The following is a 21,320-nucleotide window of genomic DNA, read 5'->3' on the forward strand; positions in this document are numbered from 1 at the left end:
AAAATATACTACAACTTTTTAATATTCAGTATCAAATTTTATCTGAACCTATCTATACTAGATATTAATTCGACAGAATTACCCTACACATAGATAAAACAACCAAAATAAAATGAGGAGTCAGGATGATCATTGGCGTACCTAAGGAAATCAAGAACCACGAATACCGCGTTGGTATGACCCCAGCTAGCGTGAGAGAACTAATCTCACACGGCCACCAAGTTTTTGTAGAAACCAATGCCGGTACTGGTATCGGTTTTTCAGACGATGATTACATCGCTGTAGGCGCATCCATTCTTCCTACTGCTGCTGACGTTTTCGCGAAAGCAGAGATGATTGTAAAGGTTAAAGAACCTCAAGCTGTCGAGCGAGCTATGCTTCGCGAAGGGCAAATATTATTTACCTATTTACACCTTGCACCAGATTTTCCACAAACTGAAGAGCTTATCAAGAGCAAAGCTGTCTGCGTAGCCTATGAGACTGTAACAGATAATATGGGTCGCTTGCCACTATTAGCACCAATGTCTGAAGTAGCTGGTCGCATGTCTATTCAAGCAGGTGCACAAACATTAGAGAAATCTAACGGTGGTTGTGGTCTTCTTCTTGGTGGCGTTCCAGGTGTTGAACCAGCAAAAGTTGTTGTTGTTGGTGGCGGTGTTGTAGGTGCTAACGCAGCACGTATGGCTGTAGGCCTTCGCGCTGATGTTACAATTCTTGACCGTAACGTAGATACGCTGCGTCGTCTTGATGAAGAATTCCAAGGTCGCGCAAAAGTGGTTTATTCTACTGAAGACGCTATTGAGAAGCATGTTCTAGAAGCAGACCTAGTGATTGGTGCTGTACTAATCCCTGGTGCAGCAGCGCCAAAACTGGTTACAAAAGAGCACATCGCTAAGATGAAACCAGGTTCAGCAGTTGTTGACGTTGCAATCGACCAAGGCGGTTGTTTCGAGACCTCTCACGCAACCACTCACGCAGACCCAACTTACATTGTTGATGATGTAGTTCACTACTGTGTTGCAAACATGCCTGGCGCTGTTGCTCGCACTTCAACTTACGCACTAAACAATGCAACACTTCCTTACATTGTTAAGCTAGCGAACAAAGGCTACCGCGAAGCACTTCTATCTGATGAAGGCTTCCTAGAAGGTCTAAACGTTATTCACGGTAAAGTAACTTGTAAAGAAGTTGCAGAGAGCTTTGACCTTGAATACGTAGACCCAGCAGAAGCAATCGCAATGTTTAACTAATGATGTAATGACTGACTGAACGCAATAATCTTCTCGTTGAAGCGTTCAGTTAACTCATACACATTAAACAAAAAGCCAGTACGACATAATGTCGCGCTGGCTTTTTTGCATTTCTGACTTTATTTGTAACTATAGCTTTATTTTGCATTACTGGATTTAGGTCGAAAAAACACGAATAGACTGTTTACCACTAGCGCTCGATTTTAACCCCATGAATCAATAGGTTTCTTGGCGTAATACTGCGTTCGCAGAACTCTTCAATCGAAGCTTCATAACCTTGCTCTTGCAGATAGATAGCGCGATCTAAAGCTAGCCATATCTCTAATGGTCGTCTAAAGACTTGTTGAACCAAACTCAGCTTTTCCATTTCCCAGAAAAGCGCTTCGCCTTGAATCAAATAAGAGTCAAAATCAATACCTGAGCCCAGCGATAGCTCTTTCACTTCAGATGCCCAACGGCAGAAAGATTCAAAACCCTCAGCTAACTCTGATTTTTTGATGCTCGGTACAGGAATGTATTCGTCAATGTTAAGTTCAGCCTTAAGTAACTGGCTGAAGCCTAGACGATAGCTCATCTCTAGTTGGCGATGTCTCTTTACTCTTTCACCACCAGTGACGGTTTCTTGAAGCGGAATTCTTAAGTCGCTCTTACTTAACGTTAATGCTGAGTTTTTCGCGACAGAAGACATCGCTTGGTAGTTTTCGTCTCGAATAAGATGATAACAACAAGGGGAAATAGTGACCGCTGGTAGCCCATGTGACACTGACTTTTTAACTAACTCAACATGAAGATCGCCACAAGCATGAAGGGCTACGGCATGTTGGTTTGAGTTAAACACGTTATCTGCACTTTCAGAAAACGCATCACCTTGAACAAAGTTCATCGCTAATTTCTGGTCATTCGCAATCTTTTGTCCGCTTTCGCATAACGATTGCTGCCATTCAAAGCTAGTGACTTTTTGATCAGATTGTTGAGATAGGATTCGACCAAGAAAGCCTTTACCCGAACACCACTCGAGCCACTCTTTGCCATGGTGATGGCCTAATGCAGCCTCGCCCATTGCGACAATTTGATGTAGCTTTCGGCCAGGAATACCATCAGCAGTACCACGTGGGAGGTCTAAACCAACCAAAGCTGTGTTATCGAACTGGATGTTTTGGCTAGCAGTATCTAATTCAGGTAGGAAACGAGTCAGTTCCTCAACCAAAAGCTGAGGCTGCTCTTTTAAGGTTTGAATGCTTTCATTATCTAAGCTATGTAACCAATCAACGAGTGGACGATTGACCTCTTTCCACGGCTGCTGTTGAGTTTGGCATAGGTGAAAAGGCTCTGAGCGCCAATAAACTTGGTGCTCTAGCAAAAATGAATCGAGTATTTTAAATCGTGAATGCATGCTTCCCCCTATGATGCGTGGATTGTAGGGGTAAGAGGTCGAAATGGAAAGGATCGATAAAGAAAACGAAAGCTAAAAGCCCAAAAGAGAAACGGCCTGCAAATACAGGCCGAATAAGAATCGAAATTTACACGATGAGATTAACGAACAGGCAGCTCGATATCTTTAAACATCTCTTCGATCTCTTCATTCGATTTCAAAGAAATAGCTTGCTCAACCACAGGGCGAGTTAAGTGCGGCGCAAAACGCTCCATAAAGTCGAACATGTAAGAACGCAGGAAGGTACCTTTTCTAAAACCAATACTGGTTGTGCTCGCACCAAATAAATGGCTCGCATCAATCGCAACCAAATCAGTATCTTGCTCGTGGTCAATCGCCATACTTGCGATTACACCAACACCAATACCCATACGAACATAGGTTTTGATTACGTCTGCATCGGTCGCGGTAAACACAACGCGCGGTGTTAACCCTACTTTGTTAAACGCGGTATCAAGCTCAGAACGACCAGTAAAACCAAACACGTAGGTCACTAGGGAATAAGCCGCAAGATCTTCGATCGTGATATTACGCTTCTGTGCCAGAGGGTGATCCTTGGTCACGACGATCGAACGGTTCCAGTGGTAACAAGGCAGCATAATCGCATCTTGGTAAAGATGCAGCGCTTCCGTTGCAATAGCAAAATTCGCAGTACCCTTAGCGACGGCTTCTGACATTTGGCTTGGCGTGCCTTGGTGCATGTGAAGCGATACTTTAGGGTAGCGCGCCGTGAAACCTTTAATCACATCAGGCAGTGCATAACGAGCTTGAGTATGAGTCGTTGAAATATTCAATGTACCCATCTCTGGATGAGTATGCTCACCCGCTACCGCTTTAATACTTTCAACGCGCGCCAAAATCTCTTGAGAGATACGAATGATATCCTCACCCGCTTGGGTAACCTGCGTTAAATGCTTGCCGCTACGCTCAAAAATCTGAATGCCTAGTTCGTCTTCAAGTAATCTAACTTGTTTACTAATGCCAGGCTGAGATGTGTACAAACTCTCTGCTGTAGCTGAAACATTTAGGTTATGGTTTACAACCTCAACAATGTACTTCAGTTGCTGTAACTTCATATCTAACCTCGTAATCCTTTACTCATTTCTGTGCTAACTTATTTGCAAAGAGAGCGTTATAGTCGCGTGTAATATAATTAATAGTTATAACGCTTCGAACACAAAAATGACAGGAAAATTGAGTTTTTCTAGCTTAACAAACAAAAACATCACTAACGCTTTGCAACCCAACCCTCATTCTCATACATTAGTTGGTAAGTTTTGATTGCCGATTTCGCTCAACAAGAGATAATCAGAAATTGCAATTTACGAGTGCCGATACACAATGGAATCGTGTATCCTCTCCAGTTAGCTATAGAAAATAATAAGCAGACTCAAATATATGAATATTGGTTTAATAATCGCCTTAGTAGCCGTTCTTTTGGTGTTAGTTTTAGGCTACAACATCATGCTTCAATATAAAGTTAAGGTAGAAACAGCGAAGAAACAGGAAGCTTCTCGTTATCTAACCATTATTGACGGTACAGAAGAACTGATTGGCAACGCTCATCACATGCCGTTTAGCCAAGATCTTCTTGTATGCTTAAACAATCGAATTCTTGATGCATTAGAAAACATGTATCAACTCGATCCAAAAAATAAGCAGCTTGCCCAACGCATTGAAAGTGTAAAACAACAAATCACTCAGCTAAAAGAGAACTACAAAGGTGGCGAGAGCACAGCTTTCCGCGTACCAAGTAGTGACAAGCAAGCGATCATGATGCTTAAGTTAGTTAAGCGCCTGCGTGATACAGTACGTAACGAACACAATAAAGGCCGTTTCGAGACTCAAGCTTATGTGGTTGAAAATGCTCGCCTAGAAACGATTCAAATTCGTATTAACATTGAAAATGTTATTAAACGTGCAAACGATTCGATTTCTCGCGGACAACCGGGAACAGCGATTCAGCTATTACGCAAAGGTATTGATGCTTTAGCGACTAAGAACGACTCGTACTCTAATCAAGCCAAAGAAAAGCTTCAACAGATGCTCAACGAGCTTGACCAGAAACGCCAAGACAAAAACGCTCAAGATTTGCAGCAGATGGAATCTAAAGAGCGAGAAGACGATATGGATGCCCTCTTCGGCCAGAAGAAGAAGTGGTAACAGTCTAATTCAACACTTAAAGGCCGCCTTATTTACATTAAAATAGGCGGCCTTTTTTGTAGCGGTTGAATTTCCTTTCTCTGTATAGGGAGATCTCTTGAGCTGTGATAAAATCCCCGCATTATCAACAAACTTTCCCTGACCATGTATCAAGAATTACTCGCTCCAATCCACTCTTTTCTTAAAGCCGAAACGCCAGATTCATGGATAGATGAAGCCAAAAAGCCTGAAAACCTTCACATCATTCTACGCGATCACATGCTGTGTGAACTTAAGGCGGCACAAAGTGCTTTGTTCCTTATTCGCAAGTACGCTGTCGATAAAGAAAGCGCGAAGCAACTAAATGAGTGGATTTTGCCATACGAACAATTTGCCTACCGTCGTATCGGAGACTTAGAGTCTCTGCGTGGTAAAAGCAACGTATCTAAGCAAATCACCGCAAAAGAAGGCTGTAACTACGGTGCAGACCTGATCGATAAGATGGTACTACTGATCAGAGAAGAGCTGCATCACTTCTACCAAGTAATGGAGTTGATGGAGAAAAAAGGTGTGACTTACCAGCCAATCGAGGCGGGTCGTTACGCTAAAGGCTTGATCAAGCAAGTTAAGACTTACGAGCCTGATGCTCTGGTTGATAAGCTTATCATCGGTGCGTTTATTGAAGCTCGCTCTTGTGAACGCTTCGCTAAATTGGCTCCTTTCTTGGAAGAAGACATGGAGAAGTTTTACGTGTCTCTGCTTCGCTCGGAAGCTCGCCACTACCAAGACTATCTTGAGCTAGCAGAGCAGATCGCAGGGAAAGATATTTCAGAGCGTATTGCGCATTTTGCTCAAGTAGAAGCTGATCTTATCACTTCAGATGACAGCGACTTCAAATTCCATAGTGGTGCTCCAGTTTAGGCTCCACACTGAGCACTCAGTCCAGTTTAGACTAATCCAGACAAAAAAATTAAGGCCAGCAATTTGCTGGCCTTCTTTATTTGTATCTCAATCTAAATATAGATTTAAGCAAGCGTACCGTTGATCTCTGCAAGCACAGCAGCAGGGTCAATCGCTTGCGTAATCGGACGGCCGATAACAAGGTAGTCTGAACCGGATTCAATCGCTTTAGAAGGCGTCATGATACGCTTCTGGTCACCCACGTCAGCGCCAACAGGACGAATACCTGGAGTAACTAGCTTGAACTCCTGACCAAGTGCACCTTTAAGCAAAGAAGCCTCTTGTGCAGAACATACAACACCGTCTAAACCTGAGTTTTTCGTCAGAGAAGCCAAGCGCATCACTTGTTGTTGTGGCTCAAGATCCAGACCGATACCCGCTAAATCAGATTGCTCCATACTGGTGAGTACCGTTACACCGATTAACAGTGGACGGTCTTTGCCGTAAGGTTCTAAGATTTCGCGAGAAGCCGTCATCATACGCTCACCGCCACTTGCGTGTACGTTCACCATCCAAACACCCAGTTCTGCAGCAGCACGAACTGCTTTTGAACATGTGTTCGGGATGTCGTGGAATTTAAGGTCCAAAAATACTGAGAAACCACGCTTATGTAATTCACGAACAAATTCAGGGCCAAACAGGGTAAACATCTCTTTGCCCACTTTTAGGCGGCAAGATGCTGGGTCAATACGATCGACAAAGGCTAACGCATCCGCTTGATTATCATAATCCAAGGCTACAATGATTTTTTGGTCGTTCATTTCATCTCCTAACGCAGTTAACTTTCTAAAAATTTCTAATCACCTAAGCAGGTGATAAATAACAGTCATAAAAATGCAGCCCGAAAGCTGCAATTAATAATTTGGTCTTAAAGTGACCACAAATCTATTCACCATCAAGCCCACGAATAGGCTTGATCGTCCCCCACCCTTTACATGAAGGGCAGTGCCAATACATTGAATGTGTTGAGAAACCACACTGACGACAACGATAATGGGGCTTAACCTTAAGCTGTTCACCAACCATAGATTGAAGCGTGGTTAAGCTGTCTTTTGCTCGGCCTTCTTCTGCTTCCGCTAGGTGGTAATCGATTAATCGATAAAAACCTTTCATGGTTGGGTTTTTAACAAGCTGCTTTGTCAGTAGCTCTTGAGCTGAACCTACATCTTCATGGTGAGCAACCAATTGCGCCAGCATCAGTTCGGCAGATACACCGGCTTTCTTCTGAATACACGCTTTGAGGAACTCGACCAATTGAGCTTCTTGTCCAAGCTTGTGGTAACACTCAGCAAGGGTTGGCAACACCTCACTGATAAAATCGATATCTTGTTCAAGTACCGATTCAAGACAATCAATTGTCTTTTGGTAATCTTCGTTCGCTAAGTGAAACTTCCCTAGCGCGATACTTGCACGAACACATTTAGGGTCTTCAGAAAGCGCCTTCTTAAAATGCTGAAGCGCTTTAGAACGATTACCGTCGGCTTGTTCTTGCATCGCAAGCTCACACCAGAAATGCGCAACGGTCGCACGCATCTTCATTTTTTTCTTGCCGAGCTTAACTAAGATATTTCCGTAATGGATAGCCTTGTTCCACTCACGGGTCTGCTGATAAATAGCCACCAACTGCTGTAAAGCGCCCTCTTTATGGTCAGGCTCTTCTACAAGCTGTTCAAAGATTTTTTCGGCGCGATCAAGGAAACCAGAGACCATATAGTCTTTGGCTAATTGTTGCAGTGCGAGGTTTTTCTGATCGAGGGTAAGCCCCGAACGAGAGATGAGATTTTGGTGAATACGAATAGCGCGGTCGACTTCGCCTCTTGAGCGGAACAAGTTGCCCAAAGCCAAGTGAGTATCGATGGTTTCATTGTCTACTTGAAGCAGCTCAATGAAGTGATCAACCGCTTTGTCAGATTGATCTGACAGTAATAGGTTCAAACCCGTCACGTATTGACGGGAGATCTGGTGTGATTGCTTTTGTTTTTCTTGCTGAGCATTACGATTACCCATATACCAGCCATAAGCGGCTGCGATGGGCAAAAGTAAGAACAGTAACTCTAACATCAAATATAGCCTTTAAGCTTTAGTATCAGCAGCGACCTGCTTTGATTGCTTATTGAGTTGCTTCTTCAAGCGATGAATTTTCAGCTGAGACCGCATGTGCATATTACCAAAGACTAACCAAGCAAGGGCGAAGCCTGAAACGAATACAACACCCAATAAACTTGAGAGGTGGAAGTCACCTTGCGCTAGCAGATAGTTGAAATTCACAGTTGTTTGGTTTTGAGAGCCTAAAGCCAGTGCAATTAGGAAAAGTGCGATAACGGCGACTATTTTTATAATTTTCATAGTTCATCACTCATTGGTTGGTTAGCTGTACGATTATGCAGGAAAATTACTAATCAGACCACCATATTATGGTCATAAAAAAGCGGCATACATTATAGTATGCCGCTTTTCTTAATTCCGATAAGTAGGCTACATTCCTGAGTTTACTCGTTCACGCAGCTCTTTACCTGGTTTGAAGTGAGGAACGTATTTACCTTCTAACTCTACCTTGTCACCAGTCTTTGGGTTACGTCCAACACGAGGCTCACGATAATGCAGAGAAAAGCTGCCAAAACCGCGAATTTCGATTCGATCACCACTTTCTAGTGTTGAAGCCATATGCTCTAAAATGTCTTTTACAGCGTCTTCAATTTCTTTTGCAGAAAGATGCGTTTGCTCAGCGCATAGTCTTTCAATCAATTCAGACTTAGTCATAGTTACCCTCGTTGGTTTTCTTTTTAGAAATTATAGACCTATCGGAAAAATAAGCAAAAAAAAAGGAGCCTTACGGCTCCTTTCTTGGCTAGATAGCTATAATTCTCTTAATGAGAAGCTATTATTCGCCTTTAGCAGCTTTGAATGCGTCTGCCATTGCGTTACCGAACGCGCCTTCTTCAGACTTGTTCAGTGAAGCCATTGCTTCTTGCTCATCAGCTTCATCTTTAGCTTTGATAGATAGGTTGATTACGCGGTTCTTACGGTCTACACCAGTGAACTTCGCTTCAACGCTGTCGCCAACGCTTAGGATTAGAGATGCATCTTCGATACGGTCGCGAGAAACTTCAGAAGCGCGGATGTAACCTTCAACGCCTTCGATTAGCTCGATAGTAGCGCCTTTCGCGTCAACTGCAGTAACAGTACCGTTTACAAGAACACCTTTCTTGTTGTCAGCAACGTATGCGTTGAACGGGTCGTTTTCCATTTGCTTAACGCCAAGAGAAATACGCTCACGCTCTGCATCTACTGCTAGAACAACAGCAGAGATTTCGTCGCCTTTCTTGTATTCACGTACAGCTTCTTCGCCGGCAGCGTTCCAAGAAATGTCAGATAGGTGTACAAGACCGTCGATACCGCCTTCTAGACCGATGAAGATACCAAAGTCAGTGATAGACTTGATCTTACCAGTAACTTTGTCGCCCTTAGCTTGCATTTCTGCAAATGACTGCCATGGGTTAGCTTTACACTGTTTCAGACCTAGAGAGATACGACGACGTTCTTCGTCGATATCAAGAACCATAACCTCAACTTCGTCGCCAACATTAACAACTTTAGAAGGGTGGATGTTCTTGTTAGTCCAATCCATTTCAGAAACGTGTACTAGACCTTCAACGCCTTCTTCGATTTCAACGAAGCAGCCGTAGTCAGTTAGGTTTGTAACACGACCAGAAAGCTTGTGACCTTCTGGGTAACGCTTAGCGATTGCTACCCATGGATCTTCGCCTAGTTGCTTAAGACCTAGTGAAACACGAGTGCGCTCACGATCGAACTTAAGAACTTTAACTAGGATTTCGTCACCAACGTTAACGATCTCTGATGGGTGCTTAACGCGCTTCCAAGCCATATCTGTGATATGTAGAAGACCGTCAACACCGCCAAGGTCAACGAATGCACCGTAGTCAGTAAGGTTCTTAACGATACCTTTAACTTCAGTACCTTCTTGTAGAGTTTCAAGAAGTTCGTCACGCTCAACACTGTTTTCAGATTCGATAACAGCACGACGAGAAACAACAACGTTGTTACGCTTCTGGTCTAGCTTGATTACTTTGAACTCTAGCTCTTTGTTTTCTAGGTGAGCAGTGTCACGGATAGGACGTACGTCTACTAGAGAACCTGGAAGGAAAGCACGGATACCGTTAAGTTCAACAGTGAAACCGCCTTTAACTTTACCGTTGATGATACCAACAACAGTTTCAGCTTCTTCACAAGCTTTCTCAAGTACGATCCAAGCTTCGTGACGCTTAGCTTTCTCACGAGAAAGTTGAGTTTCACCGAAACCATCTTCAACAGCGTCTAGAGCTACGTCTACTTCAGCACCAACTTCAACTTCAAGTTCGCCAGCAGCGTTCTTGAATTGTTCAGCAGGGATAGCAGATTCAGACTTAAGACCAGCGTCTACAAGAACGAAACCGTTCTCGATAGCTACTACAGTACCTTTAACGATGCTGCCTTGTTGGAATTCAGTTTCAGATAGAAACTCTTCAAAGAGTTGAGCAAAAGATTCAGTCATTATTTAATCTTCAATAATTAAACGTCCATGGGTATCCTACCGCATGGGGTTGATAAATTCGCCGGTCATCATCCTTGCGACCAACGTTCGTACTAGCTCGGCGAAATTACCCAGCCAGTTTCGATTCAATATAGTGTAGTGCTTTTTCTACTACCTGCTCAATATTCATTGAGGTGGAATCAAGCACTAGAGCATCCTCTGCAGGGCGAAGTGGCGCCACTGGGCGATTACGATCTCGGTCGTCTCGCTCTTGGATCTCGCTCAAAAGGTCGTCAAATTTAACATCTAACCCCTTCTGTTGCAACTGTTTAAGGCGGCGACTCGCACGCTCTTCAGCACTTGCATCTAAAAATATTTTCGCTTCAGCTTCAGGAAACACAACCGTTCCCATGTCACGACCATCTGCAACCAAACCAGGTGCCGCGCTGAATGCACGTTGACGACGAAGCAGTGCTTCGCGAACGCGAGGTAAAGCAGCAACTTTTGAAGCCGCCATGCCAGTCTCTTCTTTACGAAGTTCACCAGACACATCTTCACCTTCTAGGATAACCTTAACTAAGTCGCCTTCAGCAATAAACTGCACGTCTAAGTGAGTAGCAAGCGGTACTAAAGCATCCTCAGATTCAGTATCCACACCATGGTGAATTGCCGCTAAAGCCAATACGCGATAGATCGCGCCTGAGTCTAGAAGATGAAAGCCTAGCTTATCTGCTAGCAACATACACAGGGTACCTTTACCTGCACCACTTGGTCCATCAACCGTAATCACTGGGCTTTGAGAAGGCATCTTTTACTCCACGTTTTGTCGTAAGTTTTATTCTGTATTAGCGATTCGCCACTACTTTATAGGCCGCATATTATAGAGAAAAATTGGAACTCGAGCGAGGTAAATCTCAGATAATTCCGTGTTGATGATGCATAAACCAATGCAACTATCCCAATATCCGTTTGCTTAGGTCAATAAGACACGCACGCGCTTTTCGATAGCGCACTTTTCGATAGATAGAAAAAAGCCTCGCAATAGGCAAGGCTCATCATTTTTTATTTTGTAGAGCAAACAAGAACTCGCTCAACGAAGCTTAGCCAATAATAGCTCGAACCGCTTCTAGGTCTTCAGGCGTATCAACACCAGCAGCCGGCGCTTCCACCGCAACGTCTACGTGGATTTTTTCACCGTACCAAAGTACTCGTAATTGCTCTAGGCACTCAATACGCTCAAGAGTACTTGGTTCCCAATTGATGTAGGTATTGATAAAACCCGCTCGGTAAGCATAGATACCAATATGACGAAGCAAAGGAGATTCCGCTGCAGTACCGTTGTTCGCGTAAGCATCGCGATCCCAAGGGATGGTTGCTCGGCTAAAATACAAGGCGTAACCGTCTTTATCGGTTACAACTTTAACGGCATTAGGGTTAAACACCTCATCAGCATGAGTGATTTCCACACCTAACGTTGCCATTGGAGCTGTACTGTTCGCAAGATTGTTGGCAACCTGATTAATGATCGCAGGTGGGATAAGTGGCTCATCACCTTGAACATTCACGATAATATGATCATCAGGAATCTTCATAACTTCAATCACTTCAGCTAGGCGTTCAGTGCCCGATTCGTGATTCGGTGATGTCATACAAACGGTCGCGCCAAATGCTTTAGCCGCTTTTTCAACTCGAGCGTCGTCGGTAGCGATAATAACGTTATCGGCACCCGCTTTCATTGACTGTTCGTATACCCATTGAATCATCGGCTTTCCACCGATGTCAGCAAGTGGCTTCCCCGGTAAACGGCTCGATTGGTATCTTGCAGGTATAACAACCGTATAAGACATTACTTGCCCTCATCCATAGAAACGGTGCGAGCTTCAGGTTCTAAAAGAACAGGAATACCCTCTTTAATTGGGTAAGCAAGGCGATCAATTTTACAAACAAGCTCTTGCTTATCCTTGTCAAAAGTTAGTTTACCTTTACATACAGGGCAAGCAACGATCTCAAGTAGACGGTGATCCATAGTATTCCATAACCTCTTTTATTCTTTTTAAAATTTGCTGTTGCGAATCTTCATCGAACTGCGCAGAAACTGGAAGATACCACCAGTTATCTTGAGCATATTCTTCGCATTTTACAGCGTCTTTTTCTGTCATAATCAGATTCATACCTTTCTTAGTTAAGGCATGAAGTTCATCTTTATCAAAATCTTGATGGTCGGCGAAACTCTGTGTGAATACCACATCACCATCAAGATCTTCCAATGTTTTAAAAAAGCGCGGTGGGTGGCCAATACCAGCAAAAGCCACCAGCTTCTGTAATTCTGCCACAGACCTTTTCTGACCAGTCTTTAGGTTAACCGCTTGGCTTGGAAGCAAAGACATCGAGAACTCTCTCCCGTGCGCTTTACCTCCATTGTTCACCAAAAAGTCGACGTCATCTAAACGAGATACAGGCTCTCGTAATGGACCTAAAGGAATCAAGCTCTCGCTACCAAAGCGTCTTGCGCCGTCGATAACTGCAAATTCAATATCGCGTTCAAGCGCGTAATGCTGAAGGCCATCATCAGTGATAATCACGTCGACACCTTTGCTCAGCAATGCTTTTACCGCGTTAGCGCGCACCGGATCGACCGCAACAAGTGCTCCTGTTCGCTTACGGATCAAACGAGGTTCATCACCAGAGTGTTCTGCTGGTGTGTTTTCATCCAACACTAGTGGATAGCTTGGTGCTTTTGCACCGTAACCACGAGACACAACTCCAGGTTTAAAGCCGTGAGCCTGAAGCATCTCAACTAACCAAATCACAACCGGTGTTTTACCATTTCCACCAGCAGTAATATTGCCCACAACAATAACAGGTAAAGGCGGGCGGTAGGTCTCTTTCTTCCCTGAGCGGTAAGCATCACGACGTTTACCACTGATCAATTTGAACAGCAGACTCAGTGGCCACAATAGCGGCCAGAGAAGATATTTCAACGGGTGATTGTTAAACCAAATCTTTTCGATCACAACAAGACCTAATCTTATCCGCTGAACTGAATTCGGTGTAATTGTGCATAAGCACCATCATGCGCGATTAACTCAGCATGTGCGCCCCTTTCTACAATATGACCATCATCGACTACTAGAATCTCATCGGCTTGCTCGATGGTAGAGAGTCGGTGGGCGATAACTAATACTGTTTTGTCTTTCTGCAGCTCTTCTAATGCGGATTGAATCGCTCTCTCTGACTCTGTATCCAGTGCAGACGTTGCCTCATCAAGAATCAAAACCGGTGCATCTCTCAATAGAGCTCGTGCAATCGCAATACGCTGTCTTTGCCCACCAGATAGACTCGCGCCATTTTCGCCCACAACCGTATCAATGCCATTTTCCATGCCATCGATAAACTCACTTGCATGAGCAAGCTTAGCCGCGTGTTCGATCTGTTCACGTGAATACTGTTCTTCTGCTGCGTAAGCGATATTGTTAGCCACCGTATCGTTAAACAAGTGAACATTTTGAGAAACGAGAGCAAAGTGCTCACGCAGATTTCTCAATTCGTAATCACGAATGTCGTGGCCATCAAGCTCAATTGAACCAGAGTCTACGTCATAAAAACGAGTAAATAGGTTGGCAATGGTACTCTTACCCGAACCCGATCGCCCAACAAGCGCAACCGTTTTACCTTTCGGTATATTAAAGCTGACCTTATCAAGTGCTGGTTTCTCTGCACCGTCATAAGTAAACGTGACATCTTTTACTGCAACTTCACCCGTTACAGTTTCAGGTTTCAACGTTCCTTTGTTTTGCTCGGTATCTAGATCCATCAAGCCAAATAGAGTCGTACTTGCAGCCATACCACGTTGGAATTCAGACGTTACGTTAGTTAACGCCTTTAGCGGACGTAATAGACCAAACATTGCAGAGAAGACAACGGTAAACGTACCAGGAGTAAGCTCGGCTTTAATAGAATCGACACTAGCAAGGAATAGAACAACCACAATCGCAACGGATGCGATCATTTGAATAATCGGGTTAGCAGCCGCTTGAGCAGTGATTAGCTTCATGCTTTGTTGGCGCATTTGGTTACTAACTTTATCAAAGCGGTGTTTTTCTAGATCTTGACCACCGTAAGTTAGAACCACTTTATGCCCTTTCAGCATTTGTTCAGCTGAAGAAGCAACGTGGCCCATACTGGTCTGCATATTTTTAGAGATCTTTCTGAATCGCTTAGAAACTATGGTAATAGCCCAAGCGACAACGGGTGCGACAGCAAATAGAACTAAAGACAACTGCCAGCTATTCCAGAACATCAGCGTCAACAAGCCAATAATACTTGCACCTTCACGGACAATACTGACTAACGCTTTACTGGTTGCCGCAGACACTTGCTCTGAATCGTAAGTAATTCGAGATAGCAATGCGCCTGTCTGTTCTTTATCGAAGAAAGAAACAGGCATATGCATGAAATGACTGAATATTTTGCGACGAATTTCCATCACCACATTGCCAGAGACCCAGCTCAAACAATAGGTTGAAACAAAGCCACTGACACCACGAATAAACATCATGGCAAAGATAATAATAGGGAGCGTGCGTAAAAAGTCAGATTCAGCATTACCAAAGCCTTCATCAAGTAACGGCTTTAGTAAGGAAATCATATAGGTATCAGAAACGGCATTTATAATAAGCGCAATTACCGCAACACCTAGGCCGGCCTTATATAGTCGAATATAAGTCCAAAGTCTTTTAAATGTGACCCAGGTAGTTTCATCTGTTTGTGTTGACATAGAATCGCTTAATTTTCTCACAATAATCTATCTATTCTACTCCCTTACGGAGCATCTGCCTATACCACTGCCCGCCTTGTTGTTCTCTAATCGCATGATATTGCCAACCTTCTTTGCTAAGAGTGATGGTTATTTGTCCGCTTTCACCTGTATCTAGCCAAGTACTCCCCGCTTCCTGATAACGTTCAATAACAGACTCACTCGGCATTCCCCACTGGTTGCCTTTGGCAAGAGAAGCTATCGCCAGCTGAGGAGACACAGCCTCAATAAACGGCTTAATCGATGACGAATCGCTGCCATGATGCGGAACCAACATAACATCACTCCTTAGCTGTTCTCCTTCACGAGCAAGTAACCACTCACTTACCAGTTCAATATCACCAGTGAGCAACATTGAGAAATCAGCACTATGATCTGAGATCTTGACCACACACGAATGTGGGTTATACGCCCTCTTTACTTGCTTAGGCGGCCACAACACCTCAAAAACAACATCTTGCCAGTTCCAAACCTCTCCAATAGTACATGTTTGAATATTAGACGGGGCTTGAGTGATAGATTGGCGTTCTTGAATAAAGTTCTGACTGGTTCGTATCCACTTTGGCGTATAGTTCTCAAGTAACGCCGGATAACCACCAGCATGGTCAGAATCGAAATGACTCACAATCACACCTTCTAATTCATAAATCCCTCTCTGGTTTAAAGTAGGAACCAACAAGGACTCAACGACCGAGCCTCCTGGCCACGCATTACCAAGATCATAAACAACAATCTGATTGTTCTTTTCCAAGACCAAGGACAACCCATGCCCAACATCCAAGACATCAATAGTAAGCTTGTCTTGCTGGGGTTTGCTGAACTCCCACCACAGCACGAACATTACAGTTACCAATATCGATAATATTCGCTTGAAATACCGACTGACAAAGCTCAAAAACAAGATAAAGAATACTGATAATGTAATCGTCTGATTATCGACTTGGATCCAAAATCGCTCAGAGAAAGGAAGACTAAATACGAGAGGCTCAAGCGACAAGTCAACCAACTTCCACAGCTGGCTAACCAAACCATTGCCTAGCGCTATTATACCAACCACGCCAGACACTGACTCCGATATTAAGCTTAAAAACATCGCCAGAAACAGTAATGGAATCGTCACTATCGACACCCAAGGCATCAGCAGCAGGTTATAGAAAACAGAGACCAGACTCACCCCTTGGAAAAACAACATCGAAAAAGGAGCAATTAATAACGTCAACATGAACTGTATCTTGATGAGCGTGAACACTCGGCCGATAAAGGTGGGGCTTGAAGAAGATGAGTTGTTGTTCAAAGCAATGTAGAGCACCGCGCCCAATGCACCAAAGGACAACCAGAAACTGCTCGACAAGGCTGAAAACGGCCAAATCAGTAGAACCATGCATAGACTTAAAGCAACATACCGAAGCAAACTGATATTTTGCCCACGCCACAAAAAATAACTCGCGATGAAGCACATCACCAAAGCCCTCAAAGTTGGCAGCGTGAATCCAGCAAACCAGCTATAAAAATACGCCAAGCCGAGCCCGAATATTGTAGGTAACCAAAGAAATGAAGGGGAAAGTAACCTGAATATTTTGCCAATTTGATAGCCGATACCAAAGGCAATCCCGATGTGCAGCCCCGAGATAGCCATCAAGTGAATCAAGCCACTGCTTTTAAGCATATCCCACCGCTGAAGCGGAATAAGGTCTCGATATCCAAAACTCAAAGCGATAATGAGGTCTTGATTTACCAGCAGACTTAACCTTTCAAGGCTGGTTTCAAACCATCGTGAGCGTAAGTTGGTGTTAGAGTGAATTCGGTATTTGGTTTCTGCTCTGTAAGTTGCATTGGCAACCACGCCAGCACTAAACAAGTACTTTTCGAGGTCAAATCCGGCTTCGTTGAGTTTGCCCCATACCGGCTTTATCGACGTTGATAAATAAACATTATCTCCAAGTGTTAACTTAAAAGGAGTAAACAAACGCAACTTTATCAATTGGGGAAAGATTAATTTTTCGCCGCCAATTGATCTGGCTACTATTACGCTTTCAAAACCGTGGCTATTTTCACTAAAAAGGCTAACAACCGACGCATTTATGGTAGTATTCTGCCCTGATTGGAATAAGCGACTCGTTTGTATTTCAATCGCATTCCCTAGGCAGATAACCAGTATCAATGCTGTTACTGGACCTCTTGCACTCCGGAAAACGCTATACTTTGTTGATGCTAGCAGTAACAACAGCATCAATGGTGCCCAAACCCAATGTGGCATCACAGGCCAGAAGCTGGCAGACACAACTGTCGCAGCAAATGAAATCAAGAACCAAGTGTTAAACAAGAGAGTAGCTTCCTCCTATGCCAAGAAAGTTTATCAAACGATTTATGCCTGACCATGATCTAATCAAGCGTCAGAAAGCATTGAAAGTTTTTGGCAATGTTTTGTACAACCCCAACTTATGGTGCCTTAATCGTCGCTCTGCGGCTGGCGCGTTTGCTGTTGGGTTATTCATGGCGTTTGTCCCTCTACCAAGTCAGATGATTATGTCTGCAGGCCTTGCTGTCGCATGTGGCGTTAATCTGCCTTTAGCTGTCGCACTTGTTTGGATCAGTAACCCGGTTACCATGCCTGTTCTCTTCTACTTTGCTTATAAAGTCGGGGCGTTTGTTATGCATGTGCCACCTCAAGCCTTCCATTTCGAATTGTCTTGGGACTTCATCTTGGCGCAAATGAGTACTATTGGGCCTCCGTTCTTATTGGGTTGTCTGATTTGTGGCGTGGTTTCAGCAATGATTGGCTACTTTGGTATTCGCGGTTTATGGCGTTACTCAGTAGTAAGAAGTTGGAAGAAGCGACAAGCAAGGCATTGAACGCCATTCCTTGTTATTCAATCTAACCTTGTCTGTGCTTCACTTAAAACGCACACAAGTTAAAATCGGATGAGCCACTTACCTCTGCAAGATTGGCATGTAACGAAAGTCGTAAAGAACACGAATTGAATTCAATAAAAAAGGATCCCACTGGGATCCTTTTTTGTATCGACTGAAAAACTGACTGCTTGCTATTTAGAACTCAGCACAGAGGCTGGGTTTAACTTCGCTGCTCGTGATGCTGGGTACGATGTCGCTAGTAGGCTCAGCACAATCGCAGTGCCGGAAACCACAACAACATCCGTCATATCAAGTTGTGATGGCAAGAAGTCGACAAAATAGATATCACCGGACAAGAACTGGTGATCGACCAACTTTTCAAGCCCTTTGATAAGGGTCGTGAGATTAAGCGCCACCAACACACCTATCGCGCTCCCGACTAAACTGCCTAACACACCTGAGAATACGCCCTGCCAAACAAATATGCGCTTAACAAGACCATCTGATGCACCCATGGTTCTTAAAATCGCGATCTCTGATGCTCTGTCTTTTACAGCCATCATTAAGGTCGAGACTATGTTGAAACAAGCCACACCAATAACCAGTACCATCACCAGATACATGATGGTACGAACGAGTTGAATATCTCGATACAAGAAGCCAAACTTCTGCTGCCAGCTACGCAGATATACATAAACATCAAGCTGATTGCCCACTTCACGCACAATAGAGTTCGCGTTCAGCACATCGGTCACTTTTAAAGAGACTCCAGTTACCGCCTCACCTAAGTTGGCGTAGACCTGAGCATCACCAATCGGGATCAGAGCCAAGCTGTGATCTATCTGACCATTAAGTGTTAGCAATCCGACCACTTTCACGCGAACACGCTTTGGCGCTTGAACCTTCACAGAACCGTTTACCGTTGGAATCATCAAAGTCAGATAATCACCGACTTTCGCACCCAACACATTCGCTACGCCAGAACCCAAAATGATCTGTTGTTGCCCTGCCTTAAACTCGCTCCAAGCTTGCTTATCGATAAAACTCGATAGGCTTGATACCTGTTGTTCTAGCTGCGGATCAACGCCACGAACTTCAATTGCTTTGAGTTCTTTGCCCTTTTCAGCAAGCGCTGTAATTTTTACATAAGGCGCAGCAGCAACGACTTTATCGTGCTTAACCGACTCCTCAATCACGTGCTCCCAACGAGTCACAGGCTCATTCACGCCTTCAAACTCACCATGAGGAATGACAGAAAGTACTCGTGATTGAAGCTCTCGCTCAAAGCCATTCATCGCAGATAAGCCAATAATGATCACCGCAACACCAACAGCGATACCAATCGTCGAAGACAAGGAGATGAACGACACCATCTTGTCTCGTTGTTTCGCACGGCTAAATCGGCCGCCTATCAATAGAGATAAAGAAGAAAACACTTAGCTCTCCTCTTTTTCTACGTTGACCAGTAAACCATCTTGCATGTGAAGTTGGCGATCCATCTTACCGGCAAGTTCACCATCGTGAGTCACGACCAAAAAGGCAGTATCGTACTCGCGATTCAGTTCACGCATTAAGTCGTAAATAGACAGTGCGGTGTTATGGTCTAGGTTACCGGTTGGTTCATCCGCCAAGACTAACGCAGGCTTATTCACCAATGCACGAGCAATCGCCACACGTTGTCTCTCACCACCAGAAAGCTCTGAAGGTCGGTGATCAACACGATGACTCAATCCAACTTTATCCAACAGGCGTTGCGCTTCTTGTTTTGCTTTCGCTGGCTTTTCACCACCAATCAGCAACGGCATTGCTACGTTTTCTAACGCTGAAAAGTCAGATAGAAGATGATGGAACTGATAGACAAAGCCAAGATGTTGGTTGCGCAGCTTCGCCTGCTTATTGGAGCTCAGAGATGCTAAGTCCTGACCAAGAAAACTCACACTGCCCGCAGAAGCATCGTCTAATGCGCCTAAGATATGCAGTAAGGTACTTTTGCCCGAGCCAGAGGTACCTATGATTGCTACTAGCTCACCCTTTTCGATTTCAAAGCTGACTCCCTTGAGCACCTCAGTATCTAACGAGCCTTCACGGTACGTTTTACGGATATCATTACATTGAAGAAAATTACTCATAACGAAGGGCCTCAGCAGGTTTCACAGACGATGCACGATAAGATGGGAATACAGTGGCAATCAGGCTAAGTGCAATAGCCAAAACCACAACAACAGCGATTTGAATCGGGTTAATCAGAATTGGTAGCTGGCCACCAAATGAGAATAGAGCAACGCCCATCGCCTCTAAAATAGTATTAAGGTTCATAGCTAGGGCAACACCTAACACACCACCAGAGAGCGCACCAATCACGCCACTACTTGCGCCTTGAACCATGAAGATCCCCATGACTTGACCATCAGTCATGCCTTGGGTCTTAAGAATCGCGACTTCAGACTGCTTCTCCATCACTACCATGATAAGTGCCGAAATAATATTGAAAGCAGCAACACCGATGATAAGCCCAAGCATTAAGCCCATCATGTTTTTTTCCATACGAACGGCTTGGAATAGCTCGCCACGTTGGTCTCGCCAATCGCTCCACAACCAACCCTCCGGTAATGGCTGAGTCGATAACTCTGCAACTTCAAACGGGTCTTCAAAAAACAGTCTCCAACCGGAAATGGTGTCTGATTTATAACGCATCAAACGCCCTGCATCTTGGATGTCTGTCACCATCAGTTGAGCGTCGATATCAGAACCTGTGTTGAAAATACCGGCAACGGTGAAATTTCGCTGGCTTGGAATACGACCTAATGGGGTGTATTGACTCGCACTGGTCACCATCAGGCGAACTTTGTCACCCATAGACACCTTCAAGTTTCTCGCCAAAGTATGACCAAGGAACAACTGATATTGACCCGCTTTAAGTGAAGATAATCTGCCCGCAATCAAGTGGTTCTGAAGAGGGTCATCTGAATTTGGTTCAATACCGATTAATAGCCCCGCAGATAACTGAGCCGGACTCTGAATCACAGCTTCACTGCGCACAATCGGTTCAACATGACCATTAAGCGAAATTTGCTCTGCAAAATTAGGCGCTTGGGCAGAAAGAGAGGTGGTGCCACCTTGCTCATAAACCACTGCTTGAGGAAGAACACCAAGAATTCGGTCTTTTAACTGCGCTTCGAATCCATTCATTACCGATAAAACAGTAACCAAAGACAGCACACCAATGGTGATACCTGCCGTCGACATATAAGAAACAAAACGGCTAAAGCGATCACCTGAACGGCCTTTCAAATAGCGTAGGCCAACAAACAACGAAATAGGATGAAACATACTTTG

At 44.2% G+C, this 21,320-nt stretch carries 20 protein-coding genes; 4 read left to right on the forward strand and 16 right to left on the reverse strand.

The genetic code is table 11. From position 1 onward, the window contains the following. The first annotated feature begins 125 nt into the window (after nucleotides 1–125). Nucleotides 126–1,250, forward strand: coding sequence for an alanine dehydrogenase (gene ald / locus AB4484_RS16400; protein ID WP_017060246.1), 1,125 nt, complete (start codon nucleotides 126–128; stop codon nucleotides 1,248–1,250). A 190-nt stretch (nucleotides 1,251–1,440) separates the two neighbouring features. On the opposite strand, the gene AB4484_RS16405 is transcribed toward ald, so the two are convergent. Both AB4484_RS16405 and cysB read right to left on the reverse strand, forming a co-directional pair. After that, nucleotides 1,441–2,643, reverse strand: a complete 1,203-nt coding sequence (locus AB4484_RS16405) for a methyltransferase (protein ID WP_372079301.1) — start codon at nucleotides 2,641–2,643, stop codon at nucleotides 1,441–1,443. 140 nt (nucleotides 2,644–2,783) lie between these two features. Further along, the gene (cysB, locus tag AB4484_RS16410; protein WP_017060244.1) at nucleotides 2,784–3,758 is read right to left on the reverse strand and encodes an HTH-type transcriptional regulator CysB; all 975 of its coding nucleotides are present in this window, start codon (nucleotides 3,756–3,758) and stop codon (nucleotides 2,784–2,786) included. A gap of 322 nt (nucleotides 3,759–4,080) precedes the next feature. On the opposite strand from cysB, the gene AB4484_RS16415 reads away from it, so the two are divergent. Both AB4484_RS16415 and miaE read left to right on the forward strand, forming a co-directional pair. Continuing rightward, nucleotides 4,081–4,845: a hypothetical protein gene (locus tag AB4484_RS16415; protein WP_048614538.1), complete on the forward strand. Its 765-nt coding sequence runs from the start codon at nucleotides 4,081–4,083 to the stop codon at nucleotides 4,843–4,845. 144 nt (nucleotides 4,846–4,989) lie between these two features. Next, complete coding sequence (gene miaE / locus AB4484_RS16420; protein WP_372079303.1) at nucleotides 4,990–5,745, forward strand: tRNA isopentenyl-2-thiomethyl-A-37 hydroxylase MiaE; 756 nt, start codon at nucleotides 4,990–4,992, stop codon at nucleotides 5,743–5,745. 104 nt (nucleotides 5,746–5,849) lie between these two features. Here the strand turns inward: miaE and pyrF are convergent, their stop codons facing one another. From pyrF to AB4484_RS16475, 11 genes are all read right to left on the reverse strand, one after another. After that, on the reverse strand, nucleotides 5,850–6,545 hold the full coding sequence (gene pyrF / locus AB4484_RS16425; protein ID WP_017078954.1) for an orotidine-5'-phosphate decarboxylase: 696 nt from the start codon (nucleotides 6,543–6,545) through the stop codon (nucleotides 5,850–5,852). A gap of 124 nt (nucleotides 6,546–6,669) precedes the next feature. Next, nucleotides 6,670–7,845 carry a lipopolysaccharide assembly protein LapB gene (gene lapB / locus AB4484_RS16430; RefSeq protein WP_016769333.1) on the reverse strand — a complete coding sequence of 392 codons (1,176 nt, stop codon included), beginning with the start codon at nucleotides 7,843–7,845 and terminating at the stop codon, nucleotides 6,670–6,672. A gap of 12 nt (nucleotides 7,846–7,857) precedes the next feature. After that, the gene (locus tag AB4484_RS16435) at nucleotides 7,858–8,130 is read right to left on the reverse strand and encodes a LapA family protein (RefSeq protein WP_017066774.1); all 273 of its coding nucleotides are present in this window, start codon (nucleotides 8,128–8,130) and stop codon (nucleotides 7,858–7,860) included. A 129-nt stretch (nucleotides 8,131–8,259) separates the two neighbouring features. Continuing rightward, nucleotides 8,260–8,544 (reverse strand): integration host factor subunit beta, encoded by a 285-nt coding sequence (gene ihfB, locus AB4484_RS16440; RefSeq protein WP_017060238.1) that lies wholly within the window; start codon nucleotides 8,542–8,544, stop codon nucleotides 8,260–8,262. A 121-nt stretch (nucleotides 8,545–8,665) separates the two neighbouring features. Then, nucleotides 8,666–10,336 carry a 30S ribosomal protein S1 gene (gene rpsA / locus AB4484_RS16445; protein ID WP_010439921.1) on the reverse strand — a complete coding sequence of 557 codons (1,671 nt, stop codon included), beginning with the start codon at nucleotides 10,334–10,336 and terminating at the stop codon, nucleotides 8,666–8,668. 106 nt (nucleotides 10,337–10,442) lie between these two features. Further along, the gene (gene cmk / locus AB4484_RS16450; protein ID WP_017060237.1) at nucleotides 10,443–11,123 is read right to left on the reverse strand and encodes a (d)CMP kinase; all 681 of its coding nucleotides are present in this window, start codon (nucleotides 11,121–11,123) and stop codon (nucleotides 10,443–10,445) included. A 292-nt stretch (nucleotides 11,124–11,415) separates the two neighbouring features. Beyond that, nucleotides 11,416–12,162 carry a 3-deoxy-manno-octulosonate cytidylyltransferase gene (kdsB, locus tag AB4484_RS16455; RefSeq protein WP_017086094.1) on the reverse strand — a complete coding sequence of 249 codons (747 nt, stop codon included), beginning with the start codon at nucleotides 12,160–12,162 and terminating at the stop codon, nucleotides 11,416–11,418. Next, a complete protein-coding gene (locus AB4484_RS16460) occupies nucleotides 12,162–12,341 on the reverse strand; it encodes a Trm112 family protein (protein WP_004736429.1) in 180 nt (59 codons plus the stop codon). Before AB4484_RS16460 ends, kdsB begins: the two co-directional genes overlap by 1 nt. Next, entirely contained in the window at nucleotides 12,322–13,329 is a 1,008-nt protein-coding gene (lpxK, locus tag AB4484_RS16465; protein ID WP_372079305.1) for a tetraacyldisaccharide 4'-kinase, read from the reverse strand. Before lpxK ends, AB4484_RS16460 begins: the two co-directional genes overlap by 20 nt. 14 nt (nucleotides 13,330–13,343) lie before the next feature. Further along, on the reverse strand, nucleotides 13,344–15,092 hold the full coding sequence (gene msbA / locus AB4484_RS16470) for a lipid A ABC transporter ATP-binding protein/permease MsbA (RefSeq protein ID WP_372079307.1): 1,749 nt from the start codon (nucleotides 15,090–15,092) through the stop codon (nucleotides 13,344–13,346). Nucleotides 15,093–15,123: 31 nt separating this feature from the next. Continuing rightward, nucleotides 15,124–17,454 carry a DNA internalization-related competence protein ComEC/Rec2 gene (locus AB4484_RS16475; protein WP_372079309.1) on the reverse strand — a complete coding sequence of 777 codons (2,331 nt, stop codon included), beginning with the start codon at nucleotides 17,452–17,454 and terminating at the stop codon, nucleotides 15,124–15,126. A 17-nt stretch (nucleotides 17,455–17,471) separates the two neighbouring features. On the opposite strand from AB4484_RS16475, the gene AB4484_RS16480 reads away from it, so the two are divergent. Then, on the forward strand, nucleotides 17,472–17,984 hold the full coding sequence (locus tag AB4484_RS16480) for a DUF2062 domain-containing protein (RefSeq protein WP_017060232.1): 513 nt from the start codon (nucleotides 17,472–17,474) through the stop codon (nucleotides 17,982–17,984). 191 nt (nucleotides 17,985–18,175) lie between these two features. Here the strand turns inward: AB4484_RS16480 and lolE are convergent, their stop codons facing one another. From lolE to lolC, 3 genes are read right to left on the reverse strand one after another with little or no spacing between them, the layout of a single operon-like run. After that, nucleotides 18,176–19,420, reverse strand: a complete 1,245-nt coding sequence (gene lolE, locus AB4484_RS16485; RefSeq protein ID WP_372079311.1) for a lipoprotein-releasing ABC transporter permease subunit LolE — start codon at nucleotides 19,418–19,420, stop codon at nucleotides 18,176–18,178. Next, nucleotides 19,421–20,113: a lipoprotein-releasing ABC transporter ATP-binding protein LolD gene (gene lolD / locus AB4484_RS16490; RefSeq protein ID WP_048614550.1), complete on the reverse strand. Its 693-nt coding sequence runs from the start codon at nucleotides 20,111–20,113 to the stop codon at nucleotides 19,421–19,423. It abuts the gene before it with no gap. Next, nucleotides 20,106–21,314: a lipoprotein-releasing ABC transporter permease subunit LolC gene (lolC, locus tag AB4484_RS16495; RefSeq protein WP_102429154.1), complete on the reverse strand. Its 1,209-nt coding sequence runs from the start codon at nucleotides 21,312–21,314 to the stop codon at nucleotides 20,106–20,108. The genes lolD and lolC overlap by 8 nt, the downstream gene beginning before the upstream one ends. Between the last annotated feature and the right edge of the window lie 6 nt (nucleotides 21,315–21,320).

Source organism: Vibrio sp. 10N.261.46.A3, from assembly GCF_041472995.1.
GTDB lineage: Bacteria > Pseudomonadota > Gammaproteobacteria > Enterobacterales > Vibrionaceae > Vibrio > Vibrio coralliirubri.

Coding starts and splice junctions, on each gene's coding strand:
- ald (WP_017060246.1), top strand. CDS start 126: ATGATCATTGGCGTACCTAAGGAAATCAAGAACCACGAATACCGCGTT.
- AB4484_RS16405 (WP_372079301.1), bottom strand. CDS start 2,643: ATGCATTCACGATTTAAAATACTCGATTCATTTTTGCTAGAGCACCAA.
- cysB (WP_017060244.1), bottom strand. CDS start 3,758: ATGAAGTTACAGCAACTGAAGTACATTGTTGAGGTTGTAAACCATAAC.
- AB4484_RS16415 (WP_048614538.1), top strand. CDS start 4,081: ATGAATATTGGTTTAATAATCGCCTTAGTAGCCGTTCTTTTGGTGTTA.
- miaE (WP_372079303.1), top strand. CDS start 4,990: ATGTATCAAGAATTACTCGCTCCAATCCACTCTTTTCTTAAAGCCGAA.
- pyrF (WP_017078954.1), bottom strand. CDS start 6,545: ATGAACGACCAAAAAATCATTGTAGCCTTGGATTATGATAATCAAGCG.
- lapB (WP_016769333.1), bottom strand. CDS start 7,845: ATGTTAGAGTTACTGTTCTTACTTTTGCCCATCGCAGCCGCTTATGGC.
- AB4484_RS16435 (WP_017066774.1), bottom strand. CDS start 8,130: ATGAAAATTATAAAAATAGTCGCCGTTATCGCACTTTTCCTAATTGCA.
- ihfB (WP_017060238.1), bottom strand. CDS start 8,544: ATGACTAAGTCTGAATTGATTGAAAGACTATGCGCTGAGCAAACGCAT.
- rpsA (WP_010439921.1), bottom strand. CDS start 10,336: ATGACTGAATCTTTTGCTCAACTCTTTGAAGAGTTTCTATCTGAAACT.
- cmk (WP_017060237.1), bottom strand. CDS start 11,123: ATGCCTTCTCAAAGCCCAGTGATTACGGTTGATGGACCAAGTGGTGCA.
- kdsB (WP_017086094.1), bottom strand. CDS start 12,162: ATGTCTTATACGGTTGTTATACCTGCAAGATACCAATCGAGCCGTTTA.
- AB4484_RS16460 (WP_004736429.1), bottom strand. CDS start 12,341: ATGGATCACCGTCTACTTGAGATCGTTGCTTGCCCTGTATGTAAAGGT.
- msbA (WP_372079307.1), bottom strand. CDS start 15,092: ATGTCAACACAAACAGATGAAACTACCTGGGTCACATTTAAAAGACTT.
- AB4484_RS16480 (WP_017060232.1), top strand. CDS start 17,472: ATGCCAAGAAAGTTTATCAAACGATTTATGCCTGACCATGATCTAATC.
- lolD (WP_048614550.1), bottom strand. CDS start 20,113: ATGAGTAATTTTCTTCAATGTAATGATATCCGTAAAACGTACCGTGAA.
- lolC (WP_102429154.1), bottom strand. CDS start 21,314: ATGTTTCATCCTATTTCGTTGTTTGTTGGCCTACGCTATTTGAAAGGC.